Genomic DNA, 21,546 nt, shown 5'->3' on the forward strand with positions numbered 1-21,546 from the left:
CGGGCGCAGACCACGGCGCGCTGGCGTATCGCCGGTGCTGAAGACGCGACGACTGCGGTTGCGGCCGCTAGTCGAAGGTGATGCGACCGCGCTGCACCCGATGCTCGCCGATGCAGAGCTGATGGCCTATTCCGCCGATGGCCCCTTGGGCTCCGTCGACGACGTCCGCACCTACCTCGCCGAGGAAGCCGCACCGGGCAACCAGCGCACCTGGGCGATCACCCGCACCGGCGACGACCGCGCGATCGGCTGGGTCTCTGGGAGCGAGGCCGACGGGGCAGGGGTGACGGAGATCGGTTTCATCCTCGCGCGCGAAGCGTGGGGGCGAGGGATCGCGCGTGAGGCTGTGTCGGCGGTGATCGATCGGTTGTTTGCGGAAGGCCGGAGCCGGGTGTTCGCCGATGCGGATACCGAGAACACCGCGTCGATCACGTTGCTGGAACGTCTCGGTTTCCGCCGCGAGCGGCTGTTGCGCGACGAGTGGGAAACGCATCTGGGGTTGCGCGACAGCCTGATCTACGGGCTCTGCGCGGATAGCTGGCAGGCGGTTGGGCGGGCCTGATCCGGGTACTGATCGTATCGCTACATGCACCACCCCGGCAAAGGCCGGGGCCCAGTTGGAAAGGCAGTCATAACGGCGCTCGGCCCTCAGTTAGCTACGTCCCCCGACTGGGCCCCGGCCTCCGCCGGGGTGGTGGCAAAGCGTAGGGTATCTCTTTGATAGCCTACCGCGCCGCCAATAACGCCAACGCCCGCCCCATCAGCCCCGCGAACCGAACCTCGTTCACGCCGTCATCAGTCCGGTGCCAGTTCCCGGTCGCCGCATACCAGCGCCCGTCCTTGGCCTGCACCAGGTAGTTCAGCGTCAGCACCCCAGGCTCGCCACCACCCTTGAAGCCGACATACCCGAACCGCTTGGCAATCGCCGGATCGACCCCGCAATTGACCGCCAGCACCGCCAGGGTCGTAGCGTCCGCCCCCCGCAACCGATCCAGCAGCCCCGCCATCGCCGAAGGACTCGCAAACCACTCGATGCTGTCGATCGCCACAGGCTTCCCGGCGAACACGGTCGGATCCAGCTTGGCCGTCGCGATCTTCACCGCATTGTCCACCAGCAGCGCCCGCCGCTCGTCCCCAGACCCAGCCGCCCAGGCCTTCGTCAGCCCCGGATCGCCCTTCAGCGCAAACATCTCGCGCGTGGTCATTACCGGCACGCTGCCGCCAGCAGCCTCCGCCATCGCATCCACCTTCGCGCGTCCGAGCGTTGTCAGCAGCGTATCCGTCGCGGTATTGTCGCTGATCGAGATCATCATCGTCGCCAGCGTCTGCACCGTCACCGGCGATCTAGCGGGCCAGGTCTGCAACACGCCCGACGGCAAGGACGGCGCCCCAACCTTCACGACGTCATCCCAATGCCGCTCGCCGCTCGCCACCTGCCGCGCCAACTCCGCCAGCACCCACAGCTTGAACGCCGATCCAAGCGGCGCGCCGACATCGGCACGGTATTCGAGGATCGGCGCAGGCTTGCCCACGCCCAGCGCATACAGCCCGAACCCGCTGGCCCCCGGCAGGGCACGAAACTCCGCCTCGACCTTCGCCAAAGTATCGTCCCGCGCCCCCGTACCCGTGATCAGCAACCCGGTCGCGGCATGCGGCGCCGCGGGGTCTATCACCAGCCGAACGCTCGCCGTACCTCGCGCATAGCCGACCACGAGATCCGCACTCCATGCAGACGTCGCCGTCAGCGACTCGATCTTTTGCGGCGCGCCGAGCGTGGTCTTCAGCTTTTCGGCAATCACCGAGAACTGCGCCTTGGGCACCTTTTCGCGGAAGCTCGCCGCGAAATACGCGTCATACGCGCCACGCCCGTCCAGGATCGCGACCAACGCATCCGCTTTCGCCCGCAACGCAGGGTCGGCCACCGCGCCCTGCGCCACCGCACCGACCGGCAGCAAGGCCACCGCCAACGCCACCAGCCAGAGCGCGAGCCTGTGCATCAGTTCTTCAGCTTCCAACCACTCTTCAGCAACCGGTAGCACAGCGTCGCGAGCACCAGATCGATCACCAGGATCACGATCCCTCCGATCATCACCGGCGAGTCGGCTATCCCCAGGAACCCGTATCGGAACCCCGAGATGATGTAGAAGAACGGGTTGGCATGGCTGAACGCGCGGAACGCCGGCGCCAGCTTGTCGACCGAGTAGAACGTCCCCGACAACAGCGACAACGGCGCGATCACGAAGTTGGTGACCGCAGCCGCATGATCGAACTTGTCCGCCCAGATCGAGGTCAGCACGCCGAGCAGCGCGAGGAACGTCGCGCCCAGCAACCCGAACCAGATGATCGCGAGCGGCGCATGCGGCGTCACGTGCACGCCCGGATACAGCGCCATCGCCGCCCACACGACGATCCCGACGATCACCGCGCGAGTCACCGCGCCGGCGACCAGCGCGCCCAGCAATTCACCCGTCGACAAGGGCGGCTGGAGGTAATCGACGATCGTCCCCTGCATCTTGCCGACCAGCAGCGAGAAGCTCGCATTGGCGAACGCCGGGCCCATCATGCCCTGCGCGATGATCAGCCCCGGCGCGATGAAATCGGCGAACGCGACGATCTGGCCGTCGACCGGCACCGGGCTTTTCGCGCCCGTCGCGATGGTGAACACGATCAGAAACAGCAGCGTCGTGATCGCCGGCGCCCACACCGTCTGAAGCTGCACCTTGAAGAACCGGCGCACCTCCTTGATATAGAGGGTTCGCAATCCCTCCCAGTTCACGCTCTTTATGACGGGAACGCCGGGGGCGGAATGCACCGCCGAATGGATTTCACCGATTGGGGGCTGGCTGCTCATAGGCGTTGCGGGTAATCGCTGCCGCTGCCGCCCGCAACCCGGCTGAGCAAGACTAAGGAACGAACATGTCCTGGACCGACGAGCGCATCGCGACGCTCAAGACGATGTGGGAGGCCGGCCAGACCGCCAGCCAGATCGCCGAAGCACTGGGTGGCGTCAGCCGCAACGCCGTCATCGGCAAGGCGCACCGCCTCGAGCTGCAGGCGCGCCCGTCGCCGGTGAAGCCGAATGATCCCGAGGCCAAGGCGGCTGCTGCTGCCGAGGCAACGGCGTCGGCTGCTGCGGCGTCGCCCGAGCCGGTCGTGGCACCGGAGCCCGTCGAGGTCGAGGCCCCCAAGCCCGACCCGGTCGCACCGCCCGTCGTGGCAGCGGCCAAGCCTGCGGCACCGGTCGAACCAGAGCCGGTTGCCGAAGAGCCGGAGGACGAAGAGGACGAGGATGAGGACGAGGCTGCTCCGGCCGTCGCCGCACCTGTCCGTGCGCCGCAGCCGATCCTGCGCTCGGTCGGTCCCGGCGGCTTCCTCCGCCAGGCGCCTGGCGAGCAGCAGCCTCCCAGCACGCCCGCCCCGCCGCGCCGCCTCGTCCCCGCCAAGCCGTCGGCCGAGATGGCGAACAAGACGAGCCTGCTCGAACTCAACGACCGCATCTGCAAATGGCCGCTCGGCCATCCCGGCGAGCCTGATTTCCATTTCTGCGGCAAGGCGGTGAACCCGGGCTTCCCGTATTGCGTCGATCACTGCGGCCACGCCTACCAGGCGCAGCTGCCCCGCCGTGATCGCCGCCCGACCCCGCCGCTGCCGTTCGGCGGTCCGCGGCCGAGGTAAGGCGAAAGGCGGCCCGCGCCAACCTGGCGCAGGACCCGCCCAAGCCTGCCCGGCGCGGCTAGCCGCGGCCGACGACATGGGCTTTGCCCATGGCTAGCGTGATGTAGAAAAGGCCGTTTCCTCGGGCGAGGAAGCGGCTTTTTTCGAAACTGCTACCCCCCCCCCGGCGAAGGCCGGGGCCCAGTTGGAAAGGTCGCGGTAACTAAGCGCAGCTTGCGGTTAGCAGCGTTGCCCAACTGGGCCCCGGCCTCCGCCGGGGTGGTGCTTCTTGTAGCTCAACGCGTCTACCGCTCCTTACTTGTTCTCCCGCGAAGGCGGGAGGCCAGACTGGATCCCCGCCTTCGCGGGGAAACAGAAAAGGCCGCTTCTCCGTGTGAGGAAGCGGCCCTTTCTATATCAGCTAGCCATGGGCAAAGCCCATGTCGTCGGTCGCGGTGAACCGCGCCGGCCGGGCTTGGGCGAGTCCGCTGCCAGCGTGGCAGCGGCCGCCCTGCGCCTCAGAACCTAAACGCAACCGTGCCGCGCAGGCTGTGCCAGCGGAAGTTGTCATCCGAGCGCTTGAACGCTGTCCCAGCCGTGTTCGGCGCGAGCACGAACGGGTTGTTCGCAGGCTGCGTGCCGCGCGTCACGAGAACGCGGGCGTCGTCGTCCTGATACTGATGGAACATGTATTCCATGCCGACAGAGATGTTCTTGCCGAGCTTCTGCTCGATGCCACCGCCGCCGGTGATGCCGAACTGGTTCTTCTTGCCGCTCTGCGCATAGGCATTCGCGGTGTTGCTCGAATAGAAATCGCGGTTGATGCGCGCATAGCCCGGGCCGAACGTCCCGTAAAACAGCGTCGTGTTGACCGCATAGCCCACACGGCCACGGATCGAGGCTTCCCAGTCGAGGTCGCGCGTCATCGTGTAGAAGGCGGGCGTGGTCGAGAAGGCGGTGACGCTGTCGCGGATGTTCGACTTGCCGAACTCGCCGACGACGCCGACGACGATGTTGCCACGCTGCTGGTCGATGCCGACGCGCGCGTAATAGGCGGTATTGTCCTTATCGTTGCGGCAGCCACGGCCACCGACGGCAGGAGCGGTGCTGCTCCGCGCGGCGCCGTTGCAGAAGCCGGGCGAGAACGCGTTGGCGCCAGCAGCGGTCGTGACGGCGTCGCCGAACCGGCCGTCGAGGTTGCGGTCGAACAGGATCGACGAACCCTCGTCGTTCGGCTGCACGTCATACCCACCGGCCGCACCGAAATAGATGCCGCTGAACGGTGCGTCTTCGGTGATCTCCTGCGCCGCGACAGGCATTGCGGCAAAACCCAGCGTAGCGGCGCCGGCAAGCGCCACCATCATCGTCTTTGTCATATTCACTCCCGGAAACTTCATGACAGGTTTTTCATAAACGGCCGGTTCCGCGAAAGTTATCCCCCCAAAGTAACAATCTATATCAATGTGACTTTTGCATCACAGGGAGAACAAACAGAGCCTGTGGCTTTGTCCGACGCCTGCGGCTACGTTCCCGCCATGGCTGAAGATCTGTTCGCGTCCCCCTCGACGCCCGGCGCCGGCAAAACCGCCGCCAACACCTATGACGCGTCCTCGATCGAGGTGCTCGAAGGCCTCGAACCCGTACGCCGCCGCCCCGGCATGTACGTCGGCGGCACCGACGAGCGCGCGCTGCATCACCTCGCCGCCGAAGTGCTCGACAACGCGATGGACGAGGCGGTCGCCGGCCACGCGACGCGGATCGAGGTCACGCTCGAAGCGAACAACCGCCTTACGATCGTCGACAACGGCCGCGGCATCCCCGTCGATCCGCATCCGAAGTTCCCCGACAAGTCCGCGCTGGAGGTGATCCTCTCGACGCTCCACTCGGGCGGCAAGTTCGCCGGCAAGGCCTATGCGACATCGGGCGGCTTGCACGGCGTCGGCATCAGCGTGGTCAACGCACTTTCCTCCGACACCGTCGTGGAAGTCGCGCGCGATCGCCAGCTGTACCGCCAGCGCTTCGCCAAGGGCCTGACGCTCGGACCGATCGAGCATCTTGGGGCCACGCCCAACCGTCGCGGCACCAGCGTCGCTTTCACGCCGGATACCGAGATCTTCGGCACCGAACTGAACTTCAAGCCGCAGCGTCTCTACAAGCTGGTCCGCTCGAAGGCGTATCTGTTCGCTGGCGTCGAAATCCGCTGGCACTGCGCGCCCGACCTGATCGCCGACGACACCCCCGCACAGGCCGTGTTCCAGTTCCCCGGCGGTCTCGCCGATCACCTCCGCGACCAGATCGCCGGCCGCGAATGCGCAACCTCCGATTTCTTCTCCGGCTCGCAGGACTTCCCGAGCGCGAACGGCGAGACGCAGGGCCGCGTCGAATGGGCAGTCGCATGGCCGCTGTGGAGCGACGGCTCGTATAGCTGGTATTGCAACACCATCCCGACCCCCGACGGCGGCACGCACGAACAGGGCCTCCGCCAGGCACTGGTCCGCGGCCTGCGCGCATTCGGCGATCTCGTCGGCAACAAGAAAACCAAGGATATCAGCGCGGACGACGTGATGGTCGGCAGCGAGCTGATGCTGTCGGTCTTCATCCGCGAACCACAGTTCCAGAGCCAGACCAAGGATCGCCTGACCAGCCCCGAAGCCGCCGGCCTCGTCGAGAAGGCGGTGCGCGATCATTTCGACCATTTCCTCAGTCACAACATGGAGCGCGGCAAGGCGCTGCTGAACTATGTGCTGGAGCGGATGGACGAACGCCTGCGTCGCAAGCAGGAACGCGACGTCAAGCGCAAGACCGCCACCTCCGCGCGCAAGCTGCGGCTGCCCGGCAAGCTCACCGACTGCTCGGCCAACTCACCCGAGGGCACCGAACTCTTCATCGTCGAGGGCGATTCGGCAGGCGGATCGGCCAAGCAGGCGCGCGACCGGAAAACCCAGGCGATCCTCCCGATCCGCGGCAAGATCCTCAACGTCGCGTCCGCCACCAGCGCCAAGATCTTCGCCAACCAGGAAATCGCCGACCTGACGCTCGCGCTGGGCTGCGGCACGCGGAAGGACTGCACGCCGGATACGCTGCGCTACGAACGCATCGTCATCATGACCGACGCCGACGTCGACGGCGCGCACATCGCCACGCTGCTGATGACGTTCTTTTTCCAGGAGATGCCCGAACTCGTCCGCCGCGGGCACCTCTACCTCGCGCAACCGCCGCTCTACCGCCTGACGGTTGGCACCAAGAGCGTCTATGCGCGGGACGACGCGCACCGGGCCGAACTCGAGCGCACCGTCTTCAAGGGCAAGAAGGTCGATGTCGGCCGCTTCAAGGGCCTCGGCGAGATGAACCCGAGCCAGCTCCGCGAAACCACGATGGACCCCGCCACCCGCGGCATGCTCCGCATCACGCTCCCGCAGGAATACGAGGAGCGCGCGCAGGTGAAGGACCTGGTCGACCGCCTGATGGGCAACAACCCCGCGCACAGGTTCGCGTTCATCCAGGAGAATGCGGGGCGCATGGACGAGGAAGCGATCGACGCGTGACGTAACGGTAGCGCGTCTCGAGAACGGGTGGCGATGTCGCGCCAGTCCGAAAACGCCACGGAGGCGGCCCGAGTTCGCCAAGCTTGCCACCACCATTGCGCTCACCCGCGAAGGCGGGTGCCCAGCCTGGGCTCCCGCCTTCGCGAGAGTACAACCTAGCTGGGCACCGTCATGGCTCTCAAACGATCACCTACTGCTTGTAGGCGACCAGCGTCGACGTCTTCCCACGTTTGATGTCGTTGACGTCGATCGTCATCGTCTTGCCGTCGGGCGAGACCGTCATGAGGAATTTGCCGGTCACCTTGCCTTCGAACATATCGGTCTCGTGCAACGTGCGGGCACTGGGCTGCGTCAGGGACACGGTCGTCCAGCCCGGATCGCCCGTCACCGGCACTGCCGGACCGCCGATCGTCGCGGCGAACGAGATGCCGATCGGCGTGGAATAGGTCACGACCTTGCCGACCTGCGCGAACGTGAACGTCAGCCCGCTGTCGGACACCTGCGCATCCTTGGTCTGGCGCCAAGAGCCCGACGTGGCATGCGCGCCGGCAGGGGCGGGGGCAACGCGATCGCTGACCGACGTGCCGGTGATCGGAACGCCGGTCGTGCCCACCGTCTCGCTGAAGGCCGTCGCAATCGATTTTCCGTCGGCAGACACCGTCTCGGTCGCTTCGCTGACGATCTTGCCGCCCTTCTTCGTCGCGTATTTCACGACCGCCGGATCGACGACGGTCACCGACATCTCGTCGTAGTAAGGCTGTCCAGCCACCGCATGCCAGCCACCGTCGGCGACGACCTTCACCACCGGCTTGCACGTGGCGCAGGTATATAGTCCCTTGTCTATCAACGTGCTGGAAGGTTTGGTGGACAATTGACTGGCACTGATATCGCCCTTCCAAGTACCCGATAGCACGTCTTGCGCGACTACCGGCGATATCGCGGTCGATACCAATGCTATGCCGATTGTAATTTTGATCATGATTATATCCCCTGTACTTCGACGAGGTCATTCGAAGCGAATCAAAGCACACAGGATCCTGGCGCCGCGTCTGCCGATGCATGCGCTTGTTTAGGGTGATGCGACAGGGCGACGGCGATATAATCCCGGTCAGCTTTGGTGGGCGATGCAAGCGGTGTTGCTCCCGGCGTCGCGCGCTCGTATCAGGCGGTTCGGGCGGCCGCTAAGGGTCGCCCTCGCTGTTTGAAGGAGCTTGCCGTCGTGACCATCACCCCGCTCATGCCCGTCTACCCGCGGTGTGGCGTGCGTCCGGTCCGAGGCGAGGGCGCGTACCTCTTCGGCGAGGACGGCCAGCAGTATCTCGATTTTGCCAGCGGCATCGCGGTCAACGCGCTCGGCCACGGCCATCCGCATCTGACCAAGGCGATCGCCGAGCAGGCGGCGACGCTGATGCACGTGTCGAACCTGTACGGGTCGCCGCAGGGCGAGCATCTCGCACAGCGCCTCGTCGACAACAGCTTCGCCGACACGGTGTTCTTCACCAATTCGGGTGCGGAAGCGGTCGAGTGCGCGATCAAGACCGCGCGCCGCTATCACTTCGCCAACGGCAATCCGCAGCGTCACACGCTGATCACGTTCGACACCGCGTTTCACGGGCGCACGCTCGGCGCGATTTCGGCGACCAATCAGGCGAAGATGCGCGACGGGTTCGAGCCGTTGCTGCCGGGGTTCGCCTATGCGAAGTTCGACGACTTGGAAGGCGCACTGGCGCTGATCGACGACAATACCGCCGGGTTCCTGGTCGAGCCGATCCAGGGCGAGGGTGGCATCCGCCAGGCGAGCCACGAGTTCCTGACCGGCCTGCGCAAGGCCTGCGACGAGCACGGCCTGTTGCTGGTGCTCGACGAGGTCCAGTGCGGCTACGGGCGTACCGGCAAGTTCTTCGCGCACGAACTGTACGGCATCACGCCCGATATCATGGCAGTCGCCAAGGGTATCGGCGGCGGCTTCCCGCTCGGCGCGTGCCTCGCGACCGAGGAAGCGGCCAAGGGCATGGTCGCCGGCACGCACGGCTCGACCTATGGCGGCAACCCGCTGGCGATGGCGGCGGGCGAGGCGATCCTCGACGTGATGCTCGAGGACGGGTTCCTCGACAACGTCACCGCGATGGGCGACCGGTTGCGGCAGGGGCTCGAGCAGATGATCCCCAACCACGATCATTTGTTCGACAGCGTTCGCGGTACCGGGCTGATGCTCGGGCTGAAGCTCAAGAGCGACAGCCGCGCGTTCGTCGCGTTCGCGCGCGACAACCATAATCTGCTGCTGGTGTCGGCGGGCGAGAACGTCGTCCGCATCCTGCCGCCGCTGGTGATCGACGAGAGCCACATCGCCGAGTGCATCGACAAGCTGTCGACCGCCGCGCGCGTCTACGTACCCGCCGCCGACGATTGAACTGATCCTCCCCGGTACGGGGAGGGGGACCATGCGAAGCATGGTGGAGGGGGCTTTCCCCGCAGCGTAGCGCCCGTGGAGGTCCCCCTCCACCCCGCTCTGCGAGCGCGGTCCCCCTCCCCGTGCCGGGGAGGAATTATGCGCCATTTCCTGAATCTCACCGACGCCGGAGCCGACGGCATTGCCGCGATGCTGGCCGACGCGCTCGACCGCAAGGCGGCGCGCGCCGGCTTCCCCAAGGGCCGGGCCGACGCCGACGCGCCGCTTGCCGGCCACACGCTCGCGATGGTGTTCGAGAAGAGCTCCACTCGCACGCGCTTCTCGTTCGATATGGCGATCCGCCAGCTCGGCGGCACCTCGATCGTGTCCGACGGCGGCTCGATGCAGCTTGGCCGCGGCGAGTCGATCGCCGACACCGCGCGGATCCTGTCGGGCTATGTCGACGCGATCATGATCCGCACCGACGATCACGCCAAGATCGAGGAGATGGCCCACTACGCCTCCGTCCCGGTCATCAATGGCCTCACCGACGCGTCGCATCCGTGCCAGATCATGGCCGACCTGCTGACGATCATCGAGAGCGGCAAGTCGCTGCCCGGCCTCAAGGTCGCATGGCTCGGCGACGGCAACAACGTGCTTGCCTCGATCGTCGAAGCTGCCGGGCTGATGCAGTTCGACGTCGTCGCGGCCTGCCCGCAAGGGTTCCAGCCCGAAGAAGAGGCGATCGTCCGCGCGTCGGGCCGGGCCCGCGTCGTGGCCGACCCGCGCGAAGCGGTCGAGGGCGCGGACATCGTTGTCACCGATACCTGGATCTCGATGGGGCAGGCGCATGCCGAGGCCAAGCTGAAGGCGCTCACCCCGTACCAGGTCGACGCCGCGCTCATGGCGCTCGCCAAGCACGATGCGAAGTTCCTCCATTGCCTCCCCGCGCATCGCGGCGAGGAAGTCACGCCCGAAGTCATCGACGGCCCGCAGTCGCTGATCTGGCAGGAGGCTGAAAACCGCCTCCACGCGCAGAAGTCGGTCCTGCGCTGGTGCTTCGGGCAGATCGGTTGACCTGAACGGGCAGGGTCACCATCTGGCGAACGATGAACGATACGCCAAAATTCGACCCCAACATGACCGATATCGACCGCGCGCTGGCTTTCGCGATCCCGACGCGCAGTGCACGCGGCCGGATCGTGCGGCTCGGCACCGCGCTCGACGAAGTGCTCGCCGCGCACGCCTATCCGCCCGCGATCGAGAAGCTGCTCGCCGAGGCGCTCACGCTCGCGGCGCTGATCGGCTCGACGCTCAAGGATTCGAGCGGCCAGCTGACGATGCAGACGCGCACCGACAGCGGCGTCGTCCAGCTGCTCGTCTGCGACTATCGCGGCGGCGAAGTCCGTGGCTACATCGAGTACGACGCCGGCAAGCTCGCCGAGGCCCCCGCCGAGCCCTCGTTGTTCGCGCTGTTTGGCGCCGGCTATCTCGCGATCACGTTCGACATGGCGACCAGCAACGAACGCTATCAGGGCATCGTCCCCCTCGACGGCGATACGCTGTCGCAGGCCGCGCAGAGCTATTTCACGCAGTCCGAGCAGATCCCGACGATGATCCGCACCGGCATGGCGAAGGGCCCAGACGGTCGCTGCATTTCCGGCGGGCTGTTCCTCCAGCATCTCCCCGAGGGCGAGGACGGGCGCGAACGCCTGCATACCAAGCTCGATCATCCGGAATGGGAGCATGTCGCCACGCTCGGCAACACGATGGGCGTCGATGAACTCACCGATGCGACGTTGCCGCTGGAGACGCTCGTCTGGCGGCTCTTCAATGAGGAGGAAGACGTCCGCATCCTCGCCGACATCCCGATCGTGCGCGGGTGCCGCTGCGATCCGGATTATATCCGGGGTGTAATTTCGAAATTTCCCCTGGAGGAGCGCCAGTCGATGGCGGACGAGACCGGCTTCATCATCGTGGATTGTGCGTTCTGCGCGAAGAAGTTCCCGGTGCCGGTGGAGGGATAAAATTCCCCTCTCCCTGCAGGGGAGAGGGAGGGGCCCGCGACGCAGTCGTGGGAGGGTGAGGGCACGGTCGCGTCCATCACGTGCCCTCACTCTCCCGCAGCCAAGGGGCTGCTCCTTCCCTCTCCCCCAAGGGGAGAGGGCAAACAGGCGTTAACGGCGCTTTTACCCCTCACCCTTACCACTGGTCACGTGCTCTTATTCAGCACGTTTCTCCCTTGTGGCGCGCGTCCGCGCCAAACTCGGGGCCGCTCCGCCGGGCGGCCCCTTTCTTTTTTGCGCTCGCTGGCCTAGCGAACACGCATCATGACATCCCCTGCTCCCTTTGCGGTCGCCCTCGTCTCGGGCGGGCTCGACTCGATGGTATCCGCCGCGCTTGCGCGCGAAGCCGGCCAGCGCGTGCTCGCGCTCTCGTTCGATTATAATCAGCGCCACCGGATCGAACTCGACGCAGCGCGCCGGGTCGCCAGTGCACTCGGTGCCGAGCGCCACATCGTCCTGCCGATGGACCTGTCCGCGTTCGGCGGCTCCGCGCTGACCGCCGATATCGACGTGCCGAAGGACGGCGCGGGTACCGAAGACAGCGGCGGCATTCCCGTCACCTACGTCCCCGCGCGCAATACGATCTTCCTCAGCCTCGCGCTCGGCTGGGCCGAGGCGGCCGGCGCGCGCGACATCTATATCGGCGTCAACGCGCTCGATTACTCCGGCTATCCCGATTGCCGCCCCGAGTTCATCGCCGCCTTCGAAGGCCTCGCCGAACTCGCCACCAAGGCCGGCGTCGAAGGCGAACCGTTCCGCATCCAGGCACCGCTCCAGATGATGACCAAGGCGGATATCGTCCGCGAAGGCACGCGCCTAGGGCTTGATCTCGGCCTGAGCTGGTCGTGCTACGATCCGACGCCCGCCGGTGAGCATTGCGGCGAGTGCGACAGCTGCCGCCTGCGTTCGCGCGGCTTCGACGAGGCGGGGATCGCCGACCCGACGCGTTACGCCGTCAAGCCGGCCTGATATGAGCTACGCCGTCAAGGAAATGTTCCTCACATTGCAGGGCGAGGGCGTCAATGCCGGTCGCCGTGCAGTGTTCGTCCGGTTCGCCGGCTGCAACCTCTGGTCGGGCCGCGAACAGGATCGCGCGACCGCGGTCTGCAAGTTCTGCGATACCGAATTCGTCGGCACCGACGGGCTCGGCGGCGGCAAGTTTGCCGAGGCGCAGGCTTTGGCGTCAGCGGTAGCGGGCTTCTGGGGAGAAGGGGTGCACGATCGATTCGTCGTCCTGACCGGCGGCGAGCCGATGCTCCAGATCGACGACGCTATCGTCGATGCGCTGCATGCTCACGGCTTCCGGATCGCGATGGAGAGCAACGGCACGATCCCGGCGCATCCAGGAATCGACTGGGTCTGCATCAGTCCCAAGGCCGGCAGCATCGTCGTCCAGCGTACCGGGCACGAGCTGAAGCTCGTCTGGCCGCAGCCGGGCAGTGACATCGAGGAAGTCGAGACCTGGAATTTCGAGAACTTTCTGCTCCAGCCGCTCGATGATCCCCGGGCGGATGCGAACCGAGAGGCGTGCGTGGACCTGGTCATGGAGCGGCCGCAATGGCGACTGTCGCTCCAGACGCACAAGCTGCTCGGTCTGCGCTAACCCTAGCCTCACGAACCACTCCAGCTCTCGCTTGGATATTGCGTAACGCTAGGTGATCAGGATGTTGAACAAAGGGAAGGCCGGGCGGCTGGTTGCCAGGTGCGAAGGGTGAGGACTGGGAGGTACTTCTCCAGATCACTCAACCCTCGGCCAGCTCACTCAGCGAGTCGCCATACCCAAACCGACCGGCGGCCAGTTCTGCGCGCCGCACTTCTTCACGACCCATTCGCCCTTCTTGTTCCAGCAGATCGGATCGAGGCGGATCATCATCGGTGCTCCCCGTTCGCGACCGATGTACCGGGGAAAGCGCTGCTCGCCCCACGGGATCAGGCTGTTGCGCAACTCACGCGAACGCGCCAGCGCGACGTCGGCGAAATGACCGCGCGGTGCGAACACCGCATCACGTCCGATCGACCCTGCGGTCTGGCAAAAGCCGTATTGCGCAGCCACGGTGGCAAAGCTCGAATAGGTCCGCGTCCCGAACTGGTCGAGCGCGGTCTGGCCGGCCTTGGGGCCCGCCGCCTTGTTCACGCGCACGAAGTACTTGGTCAGCGTATCGAACGCCCCCTTCAGTTCCTCGCCGTGATCGGCCAGGATCGAGTTGTAGTTCGGCACGGTCAACAGCGTCGGTTCGAACTGGCACTGCAACGCCGCGACGTTGAGCGCCGCACGCATGTGCCACACCAACGCCGCCCGCATTTCCGCCGACGTCGCGCCGGGCAGGGCCTGGCCAAGGTCGGATTCTTCACCGGTGACGGCTGCGCCCGAAAAATCGCGCGACTGTAAAAAAAACTGCGCCGACGCCGACTGCGCTACAGCGAGCCCGCTCGACGCCACGCAAAGCGCGAGCGCGGTACGCAACACCTTCATTCCAACCTCCCCAGGGCATTCCAAGTGATCGAATCTAAAGCGTTTCCGCGAAACTCCCAAGCGATTTTAACCTTTCCGACCCGTCGTCCGACGCCGTTGTCGGGTGGGACCGTCAGAAATTCGTCGGCGCCGAAACGATCGCTCGACGGCGGAGCTGTGGGGGTGCCCCCGCACGTGCTTCGATCGCCGCAACCCATCGCGCACCACCAATAACGAAAAGGGCCGCCCGGTTGCCCGGGCGGCCCTCCACAACGTCGTAGTTTCCTTGCGGAAATTACATTGCGTTGGTGGTCATCGCGTTGTTCGTCATCATGGTGTCGTTCGACATCATCGTGTCGTTCGCCATCATGGTGTCGTTGGCCATCATGCCACCGTTCGACGCGCCGTCGACTGCGGTCATGTTGTCGGACATCGTGTCCATGCCCTCAGTGGCGTTCATGTCGGTGACCATCGTGTTGTCGGTCGTGGTCTCGGTCTTGGGACCGCAAGCCGAAACAGCGAGTGCTGCGCTGGCGATCAGCGAACCGGTCAGAACCTTGGAAATGAGTGCACGCATGTGGAAGCTCCCTAGATAGAGGATTTGGCTGGCTGCTCGCCCTTAATACCCAAATCGTAGTGGACATTAATCCGATAACGCTTTGCCCTCAAGCCTCGTTTTCTCAAGGACAAGAAACTGTTTCAAGGAAAGCATCGGCCGTCAACGCCAGGGCTGCGTCGAAAGTTGCAAGGTCGGCCGGAATGCCGAGCGATTGCAGGCTGGTAACGCCGTATTCCGGCAGGCCGCAGGGCACGATACCACCAAAGTGCGACAGGTCCGGGTCGACGTTGACCGAGAAGCCGTGGAGCGTCACCCAGCGCTTAACCCGCACCCCGATCGCCCCGATCTTGGCCTCGCGACCCCGATCGAGCGTCCAGATGCCGACCCGGCCATCAACCGCGAACGCCTCGACGCCGAGTTCGCCGAGCGCCGCGATCACCCAGGATTCGAGCGCGTGGACGTAACAGCGCACGTCGCGCCCGCGCTTGGTAAGGTCGAGCACGACATAGCCGATCCGCTGCCCCGGCCCGTGATAGGTGTATTTGCCGCCACGCCCGGTCGGGATCACCGGGAATCGCGCGTCTATCAGGTCGCCCGGCTCCGCGCTGGTGCCCGCGGTGTAGACCGGCGGGTGCTCGAGCATCCACAGCAGTTCGCGCGCCTCACCTGTGCCGACTGCGACCGCGCGCGCCTCCATCTTGGCCAGCGCATCCGCATAGGGGGTAAGGCCGGCGTTGGTCCGCCATTCGATATCGGAGAGGGGAGGGGTGATCACCGAACCCAATTGCGCACCCGTGCCGCAAGTTGCAACCGCGGCGAGCGTTTCAACCATGTGGTCAAGCGCGAGGGCTTGGGCTACCTCGCGCAGGAACGGGAATGGCGGGAGCACAGGCATGGCGACGACAGGCGCGACGACAGGGATAGTCAACGCACGCGTGAAGATGGGAACGGTCTGGGATCGCACGATCGAGGTGCTCAACGGGCGCACCGGCATGATCGCACCGATCGCGCTGCTTGGCATAGCGCTGCCGAGCGTGCTCCGCGATGGCTTCGCCGCCTTCTCGACGCCGGGCACGCTGACGTTCGCGCTGGTCGGCGCCACGTTGGCGATCGCCGCACTGGTCGCGGTGATCTGGGCACAGTTGGCGATCGTCGCGATCGCGACGGATCCCGCCACCAACGCCGCCGAAGCGCGTCGCGTGGCGGGCAAGCGCGTGCTCCCAGCGCTCGGCATCACGATGTTGCTGACGTTTGTCGCAGCGCTGTTCGTGGTGCCGCCGGTGATCGTCCTGCTCAATTCGGGGTTCGATTTCGCGGCTGCGGCCAGCGGGGCGGGCGTCCAGATGACTCCGCCCAGCGCAAATGCGGCGGCATTCGTGGCGCTGTACGGGCTTGCCTTTCTGCTGGTGGCGATCTGGATCGGCGCTCGACTGGTGTTGCTCAACCCGGTCATACTCAACGAGCGTCGCGGGATCGGTGCGATCCGCCGTTCGGTCCAGCTCACCAAGGGGCTGACGTGGCGGATCATCGGCGTGTTGATCCTGTTCGCGATCGTCATGCTCGTGTCCACCTGGGCCGCGCAGTCGGTGACCGGGATCATCTTCCGCCTCGCGCTCGGCGCCGACGGAATCGCCACCGCGACCTTCCTGTCGGGCGTGGTCGCGACGATCGTCACCACCGTCTTCACCGCGCTCGCCGCGGTCTTCACCGCGCAGCTCTACGTCGCGGTCAGAGAGAAACTTCCCCAGGAATGAAATCCCCGATGAAGCTCGATTTCGCGACCGTTCTCACCGACGCCTGGACGCTGTTCAAGCGCGACCGCGACCTGTTGCTGCGGATCGCCGCACCGTTCCTGTTCCTGCCCGCGTTTGCGCTCGCACTGGTCGTCCCCGATCCGCCGATGCCCGATGCCGCGGCAGGCAACAACGAGGCGCAGGCGATGGTCTGGGCCGACGCGGTGCAGACCTGGGCGGCGGCGCATGGCGGCTGGTACCTGCTCGCCTATGTGATGAGCTTTTTCGGCACGTCGCTGTTCTACGCGCTGTATCTCGATCGCCAGCATCTCGACCTGCGGCAGGCGTTGACGCGCTGCCTACGGATCTTCCCGCGCTTCCTGCTGGCGATGGTGATCGTCTCGCTGCCGGCCGGGGCAGGGCTGTTGCTGTACGCGATCCCAGGTCTCTACATCCTCGGCCGGACGATGCTGACCGGCCCGGCAATGTTCGCCGAAGCCCCGCTTGGCGCCCTCGGCGCGATCCGCCGCAGCTTCACGCTCAGCCGAGGCTCGGGGCTCCCGCTCATGGGATTGGCCGCGTTCAGCTACATCAGCGGCTGGCTCGTCGGTGCGCCGTTCATGATGGCCGACAAGGCATTGCGCGACGGCGGGCAGGCCAATCCGGTCGCGCTGGCGATCGTCGATGCCGGCGCTGCGGTGGCGGCGATGGCGGCCGGTATAGCGATGGCCCTGATCGCGATCTCTGCTTATCGGCGGCTGGTTAGGTAAAGGCCGCTCCGTTCAATATAACAGCACCTCCCCGGCGAAGGCCGGGGCCCAGTTGGAGAGGTCGCAGTAACGATTCGCCACCCTCGTTAGCAACGTCCCCCAACTGGACCCCGGCCTCCGCCGGGGAGGTAAAGATGAACTAACGGATTGGCGACGAACCGCTCCGCGAGACCGAGTGGGTTAGCTCTGAGGCCGCTTACCCAGATACGGGATCTGCGGCGCCGTCTCCGGCGGCAACAAGCGGGAAGCCCGCGGATCGGGAAACGTCTCGATCGTCCGCTTCACCGCCACGAACCCCTGCGCCCGATAAAACCCCAGCGCGCTCGGATGATCGAGCGTGCAGGTGTGCAACCAGACCCGCTCCACCCCCTTCGCCCAGGCCCGCGCGCAAGCCTCCGCCATCAGCCACCGCCCATGACCCTGGCCAGCCAACTCCGGGATCAGCCCGAAATACGAAATCTCGCACGCCCCCGCCTCGCGGAAATCGAGTTCGAGCATCCCGACCTCGATCCCCGCCGGATCGAGCACCGCATACACCGCGATCCCCGGATCATGGACGATCCCCGCCAGCGCATCGTCCGCCATCACCAGCCGCGAGAACCAGAGCCACGGGCTCCCCACCCGCCGGAACAGCGCGCGGTATTTCTCCAGCGTCGGCCGCTCCCACTTCACCAGCCGCAATCGCGACCCCGGGCTCGGCCGCAGCGGTGGCCGCTTGCGCATCTCCAGCGTCGTGACGATGGTCGCGAGGACGTCGTCGGCAACCGGGATCAGCGCCACTGGATCACGACCACGTAGCGCGCGGCGGCAGGCTCATCAGGATCGCGTCGATGTTGCCGCCGGTCTTGAGCCCGAACAGCGTCCCCCGGTCATAGACGAGGTTGAATTCGGCATAGCGCCCGCGCCATTCGAGCATCCGCGCCTCGTCGGCCGCATCGAACGGCGTATCCATCCGCCGCCGCACGATCCGCGGATAGGCGTCGAGGAACGCCTCGCCGACATCGCGCGTGAAGGCGAAGTTGGTCTCGAAATCGCCGTCGAGATGGTCGAAGAAAATCCCGCCGACGCCGCGGCTCACCTTCCGGTGCGGGATGTAGAAATAGGTCTCCGCCCACTCCTTGAACCGCTCGTAGTGTGCGGGATCGTGCGCGTCGCACGCCGCCTTCATCGTCGCGTGAAAGTCGGCCGTATCCTCCTCGACCGGCAAGGGCGGATTGAGATCGCCGCCGCCGCCGAACCAGCGCTTGGTGGTGTTGAGGAAGCGGCAGTTCATGTGCACCGCGGGCACATGCGGGTTGGTCATGTGCGCGACCAGGCTGATCCCGGTCGCGAAGAACCGCGGGTCCTCGCCGGCACCGTGGATCGACTTGGCGAAATCGCCCTCGAACGTGCCGCCGACGGTCGAGACGTTCACTCCGACCTTCTCGAACACCTTGCCCTTCATGACGCCGCGCACGCCGCCGCCACCCGGTTCGCCCGACGGATCGATCCGGTCCCACGGCGTGTACTCGAACGACGCGTCGGAGCCCGCCTCCCGCTCGATAGCCTCGAACTCCGTACAGATACGATCGCGCAGGGATTCGAACCAGTGGCGGGCGGCGGCTTGCTGGGGGTCGAGATCGATCATGCGCGGGTCTCTACCAAATCCTCCCCGGAACGGGGAGGGGGACCGTGCGAAGCATGGTGGAGGGGCTCACCGCGATCGTACCGTTGCGTAATGGCCGCCGTGACGTGTGTGGCGCTCCCCCTCCACCCTTCGGCAAAGGTGCCGAACGGTCCCCCTCCCCGTGTCGGGGAGGATCAGCTCGGCCACCCGCCCGTCTGCCGCAAAGCCTCGGCAGCAACGATCCCCGTCGCCACGGAAATGTTCATCGACCGCAACCCCGGCCGCATCGGGATCAGCACCCGCACATCGGCGCGCTCATGCACGTCCTCAGGCACGCCAGTCCCCTCGCTCCCCATCAGCAGCACGTCGTCGCTACGAAACTCGGCAACATCCAGCCGCACCGCGCCCTTCGTCGTCAGCAACACGATCCGCCCCTGCACCTGCGCCAGGAACGCGTCCCAATCGACATGCCGCACCACGTCGACCGCCCCCACATAATCCATCCCCGAGCGCGCCACGGCCTTCTCGCTCCAGGTGAATCCCATCGGTTCGATCAGGTCGACGCCGATCCCCATGCACGCGGCGGTCCTAAGAATGGCGCCGACATTTCCGGCGATATCGGGCTGATAGAGGGCAATTCTCATGCCCGATCCCTTAGCGCGCCGGGGGCCGGGTGGTAACCCAAAGCAAAATGCAGTTGGCAAACCCGCACCCCGCCGTCTATCAAAGGCCAGCCTCCGTGGGGACGGTCGGGCAGGGTGGGCAACGGTTCGTCGAAACCGGAAACCCCGCCAGGCCACGAAAAAAATAACGTGCAAGGGCGAGATGAATGGCGACAGTCGACGACATGGTTCCCCCCGGCGAATCGCCAGAGCCGTTTCACGAAGAGGCCCATGATCCTCGCCGCCGTGATTTCATCAACATCGCCGCCGTCTCGTTCGCCGGTGTCGGCGCGGTCGCGATCGTCCTGCCGCTGATCAACCAGATGAACCCGAGCGCAGACGTGCTCGCACAGTCGACCACCGAGATCGACCTGTCGAAGATCCTCCCCGGTCAGGCGATCAAGACGTCGTTCCGCAAGCAGCCGCTGTTCGTCCGCAACCTGACGCCGAAGGAAATCTCGGAAGCCGACGCGGTCGACATCTCGACCTTGCGCGATCCGCAGACGCTCGAACAGCGCACCAAGGCGGGCAAGAAGAACTGGCTGATCACGCTGGGCGTTTGCACCCACCTCGGCTGCGTTCCGCTCGGCGCGGGCGAGGGTGAGAACAAGGGCCCGTTCGGCGGCTATTTCTGCCCGTGCCACGGCTCGGCCTACGACACCGCCGCACGCATCCGCAAAGGCCCCGCTCCGTCGAACCTCCACGTTCCGGACTATGCCTTCAATTCCGACACCGTCGTCACGGTAGGCTGAGGAACGACCATGAGCTTTCCCTGGGCCAAGCAATACGAACCGAAGCTGCCGCTGACGCGGTGGCTGGACGAGCGGCTTCCCGTTCCCCGGCTCGTCTACAATTCACTCGGCGGCGGCTATCCCGTCCCGCGCAACCTCAATTACTTCTGGAACTTCGGCGTGCTCGCCGGCGCCGCACTGGCGATCCAGATCGTCACCGGCATCGTGCTGGCGATGCACTACGCCGCCAACGGCGCGGTCGCGTTCGACTCGGTCGAGAGCATCATGCGCGACGTCAACGCCGGCTGGTTCCTGCGCTACGCCCACGCGAACGGCGCCTCGATGTTCTTCATCGTCGTCTACACGCACATCTTCCGCGGGCTCTATTACGGCTCGTACAAGGCACCGCGCGAGATGGTGTGGCTGCTCGGCGTCGTCATCTTCCTGCTGATGATGGCCACCGCGTTCATGGGCTATGTGCTTCCCTGGGGCCAGATGAGCTTCTGGGGCGCACAGGTCATCACCGGGTTCTTCTCCGCGATCCCGCTCGTCGGCGACACCATCCGCATCTGGCTGCTCGGCGGATTCGCGCCCGACAACGCCGCGCTCAATCGCTTCTTCTCGCTGCATTACCTGCTGCCGTTCGTGATCGCGGGCGTCATCATCCTGCACATCTGGGCGCTGCACATCCCCGGCTCGAACAACCCGACCGGCGTCGACGTGAAGGGCGAGCAGGACACCGTCCCGTTCCACCCCTATTACACGGCGAAGGATGGCTTCGGGCTCGGCATCTTCATGCTGATCTTCGCCAGCCTGCTGTTCTTCTTCCCGAACTATCTCGGCCACCCGGACAACTACATCCCGGCCAACCCGCTCTCGACGCCCGCGCACATCGTCCCCGAATGGTATTTCTGGCCGTTCTACGCGATCCTGCGCGCCTTCACCGCGGACTTCATCCTGCCGGCCAAGCTCTGGGGCGTGTTGGCGATGTTCGGCTCGATCCTGCTGCTGTTCTTCCTGCCGTGGCTGGACAGCTCGCCGGTCCGTTCGATGAACTATCGTCCCAAGGCGCGGATCGCGTTCTGGGTGCTGGTCGCGGACATCTTCGTGCTCGGCTATTGCGGTGGCGCCCCGGCGAACGCGTTCTACGTGATCCTCAGCCAGATCTGCGCGGCCTATTATTTCGCGCATTTCCTGATCATCCTGCCGCTGATCTCGCGGTCCGAGCGTCCGCGGCCGCTGCCCAACTCGATCACCGAGGCCGTGCTGAACAAGCATGGCGGCACCAGCCCGGCCCACACCGCGCTGTCGACGGCGCCCACGTCGCATGGCGCGCCCTCCGCGCCGCACGCCGCGCACTGATACGAACTCGAGGACAC

At 65.7% G+C, this 21,546-nt stretch carries 22 protein-coding genes; 12 read left to right on the top strand and 10 right to left on the bottom strand.

Annotation, left to right across the window (positions count from 1 at the left end; translation table 11 throughout):
* Positions 1 to 34: 34 nt before the first annotated feature.
* Entirely contained in the window at positions 35 to 562 is a 528-nt protein-coding gene (locus ASE69_RS15465) for a GNAT family N-acetyltransferase (protein ID WP_235518850.1), read from the top strand.
* Between the two features lie 163 nt (positions 563 to 725).
* Here ASE69_RS15465 and ASE69_RS15470 read toward each other — a convergent pair whose 3' ends face one another.
* Together ASE69_RS15470 and ASE69_RS15475 are read right to left on the bottom strand one after the other, a co-directional pair.
* On the bottom strand, positions 726 to 1,997 hold the full coding sequence (locus tag ASE69_RS15470; RefSeq protein WP_056488574.1) for a serine hydrolase: 1,272 nt from the start codon (positions 1,995 to 1,997) through the stop codon (positions 726 to 728).
* A complete protein-coding gene (locus tag ASE69_RS15475; RefSeq protein WP_056065087.1) occupies positions 1,997 to 2,851 on the bottom strand; it encodes an ABC transporter permease in 855 nt (284 codons plus the stop codon). The genes ASE69_RS15470 and ASE69_RS15475 overlap by 1 nt, the downstream gene beginning before the upstream one ends.
* Before the next feature lie 65 nt (positions 2,852 to 2,916).
* On the opposite strand from ASE69_RS15475, the gene ASE69_RS15480 reads away from it, so the two are divergent.
* Entirely contained in the window at positions 2,917 to 3,675 is a 759-nt protein-coding gene (locus ASE69_RS15480) for a GcrA family cell cycle regulator (RefSeq protein WP_056488576.1), read from the top strand.
* A 497-nt stretch (positions 3,676 to 4,172) separates the two neighbouring features.
* Here the strand turns inward: ASE69_RS15480 and ASE69_RS15485 are convergent, their stop codons facing one another.
* Positions 4,173 to 5,030, bottom strand: a complete 858-nt coding sequence (locus ASE69_RS15485) for an outer membrane protein (RefSeq protein ID WP_156362360.1) — start codon at positions 5,028 to 5,030, stop codon at positions 4,173 to 4,175.
* A gap of 159 nt (positions 5,031 to 5,189) precedes the next feature.
* Here ASE69_RS15485 and parE point away from each other — a divergent pair, with 159 nt between their 5' ends.
* Positions 5,190 to 7,199: a DNA topoisomerase IV subunit B gene (gene parE, locus ASE69_RS15490; RefSeq protein WP_056488580.1), complete on the top strand. Its 2,010-nt coding sequence runs from the start codon at positions 5,190 to 5,192 to the stop codon at positions 7,197 to 7,199.
* Positions 7,200 to 7,389: 190 nt separating this feature from the next.
* Here the strand turns inward: parE and ASE69_RS15495 are convergent, their stop codons facing one another.
* On the bottom strand, positions 7,390 to 8,178 hold the full coding sequence (locus ASE69_RS15495; protein WP_056488583.1) for a hypothetical protein: 789 nt from the start codon (positions 8,176 to 8,178) through the stop codon (positions 7,390 to 7,392).
* Between the two features lie 240 nt (positions 8,179 to 8,418).
* On the opposite strand from ASE69_RS15495, the gene ASE69_RS15500 reads away from it, so the two are divergent.
* The 5 genes from ASE69_RS15500 (at position 8,419) to queE (ending at position 13,257) form a co-directional block, all read left to right on the top strand.
* Positions 8,419 to 9,609 carry an aspartate aminotransferase family protein gene (locus tag ASE69_RS15500; RefSeq protein WP_056489390.1) on the top strand — a complete coding sequence of 397 codons (1,191 nt, stop codon included), beginning with the start codon at positions 8,419 to 8,421 and terminating at the stop codon, positions 9,607 to 9,609.
* A 138-nt stretch (positions 9,610 to 9,747) separates the two neighbouring features.
* A complete protein-coding gene (gene argF, locus ASE69_RS15505; RefSeq protein WP_056488586.1) occupies positions 9,748 to 10,665 on the top strand; it encodes an ornithine carbamoyltransferase in 918 nt (305 codons plus the stop codon).
* A 32-nt stretch (positions 10,666 to 10,697) separates the two neighbouring features.
* The gene (locus ASE69_RS15510) at positions 10,698 to 11,615 is read left to right on the top strand and encodes an Hsp33 family molecular chaperone HslO (RefSeq protein ID WP_056488587.1); all 918 of its coding nucleotides are present in this window, start codon (positions 10,698 to 10,700) and stop codon (positions 11,613 to 11,615) included.
* Between the two features lie 303 nt (positions 11,616 to 11,918).
* Positions 11,919 to 12,623: a 7-cyano-7-deazaguanine synthase QueC gene (gene queC, locus ASE69_RS15515; protein WP_056488591.1), complete on the top strand. Its 705-nt coding sequence runs from the start codon at positions 11,919 to 11,921 to the stop codon at positions 12,621 to 12,623.
* A gap of 1 nt (position 12,624) precedes the next feature.
* A complete protein-coding gene (gene queE / locus ASE69_RS15520; protein ID WP_056488594.1) occupies positions 12,625 to 13,257 on the top strand; it encodes a 7-carboxy-7-deazaguanine synthase in 633 nt (210 codons plus the stop codon).
* A 159-nt stretch (positions 13,258 to 13,416) separates the two neighbouring features.
* Here the strand turns inward: queE and ASE69_RS15525 are convergent, their stop codons facing one another.
* From ASE69_RS15525 to lipB, 3 genes are all read right to left on the bottom strand, one after another.
* Complete coding sequence (locus ASE69_RS15525; protein ID WP_056488597.1) at positions 13,417 to 14,127, bottom strand: hypothetical protein; 711 nt, start codon at positions 14,125 to 14,127, stop codon at positions 13,417 to 13,419.
* Positions 14,128 to 14,401: 274 nt separating this feature from the next.
* Positions 14,402 to 14,683 carry a hypothetical protein gene (locus ASE69_RS15530; RefSeq protein WP_056065069.1) on the bottom strand — a complete coding sequence of 94 codons (282 nt, stop codon included), beginning with the start codon at positions 14,681 to 14,683 and terminating at the stop codon, positions 14,402 to 14,404.
* Positions 14,684 to 14,786: 103 nt separating this feature from the next.
* Complete coding sequence (gene lipB, locus ASE69_RS15535; protein WP_082453202.1) at positions 14,787 to 15,497, bottom strand: lipoyl(octanoyl) transferase LipB; 711 nt, start codon at positions 15,495 to 15,497, stop codon at positions 14,787 to 14,789.
* Between the two features lie 61 nt (positions 15,498 to 15,558).
* Here lipB and ASE69_RS15540 point away from each other — a divergent pair, with 61 nt between their 5' ends.
* Together ASE69_RS15540 and ASE69_RS15545 are read left to right on the top strand one after the other, a co-directional pair.
* Entirely contained in the window at positions 15,559 to 16,419 is an 861-nt protein-coding gene (locus ASE69_RS15540) for a glycerophosphoryl diester phosphodiesterase membrane domain-containing protein (RefSeq protein WP_162236893.1), read from the top strand.
* Positions 16,420 to 16,427: 8 nt separating this feature from the next.
* Positions 16,428 to 17,168, top strand: a complete 741-nt coding sequence (locus ASE69_RS15545; protein WP_056488605.1) for a hypothetical protein — start codon at positions 16,428 to 16,430, stop codon at positions 17,166 to 17,168.
* A 180-nt stretch (positions 17,169 to 17,348) separates the two neighbouring features.
* Here ASE69_RS15545 and ASE69_RS15550 read toward each other — a convergent pair whose 3' ends face one another.
* The 3 genes from ASE69_RS15550 to ASE69_RS15560 all read right to left on the bottom strand — a co-directional run bounded on the left by ASE69_RS15550 (position 17,349) and on the right by ASE69_RS15560 (position 19,418).
* Positions 17,349 to 17,948: a GNAT family N-acetyltransferase gene (locus ASE69_RS15550; protein ID WP_056488608.1), complete on the bottom strand. Its 600-nt coding sequence runs from the start codon at positions 17,946 to 17,948 to the stop codon at positions 17,349 to 17,351.
* 4 nt (positions 17,949 to 17,952) lie between these two features.
* Entirely contained in the window at positions 17,953 to 18,795 is an 843-nt protein-coding gene (gene hemF / locus ASE69_RS15555; RefSeq protein WP_056488610.1) for an oxygen-dependent coproporphyrinogen oxidase, read from the bottom strand.
* 173 nt (positions 18,796 to 18,968) lie between these two features.
* Complete coding sequence (locus ASE69_RS15560) at positions 18,969 to 19,418, bottom strand: tRNA (cytidine(34)-2'-O)-methyltransferase (protein ID WP_056488612.1); 450 nt, start codon at positions 19,416 to 19,418, stop codon at positions 18,969 to 18,971.
* 203 nt (positions 19,419 to 19,621) lie between these two features.
* Here ASE69_RS15560 and petA point away from each other — a divergent pair, with 203 nt between their 5' ends.
* Complete coding sequence (gene petA / locus ASE69_RS15565; protein WP_056489394.1) at positions 19,622 to 20,188, top strand: ubiquinol-cytochrome c reductase iron-sulfur subunit; 567 nt, start codon at positions 19,622 to 19,624, stop codon at positions 20,186 to 20,188.
* 9 nt (positions 20,189 to 20,197) lie between these two features.
* Positions 20,198 to 21,529 (top strand): cytochrome b, encoded by a 1,332-nt coding sequence (locus ASE69_RS15570; RefSeq protein ID WP_056488614.1) that lies wholly within the window; start codon positions 20,198 to 20,200, stop codon positions 21,527 to 21,529.
* The last annotated feature ends 17 nt before the right edge of the window (positions 21,530 to 21,546 follow it).

The organism is Sphingomonas sp. Leaf208 (assembly GCF_001421415.1).
Classification (GTDB): domain Bacteria; phylum Pseudomonadota; class Alphaproteobacteria; order Sphingomonadales; family Sphingomonadaceae; genus Sphingomonas.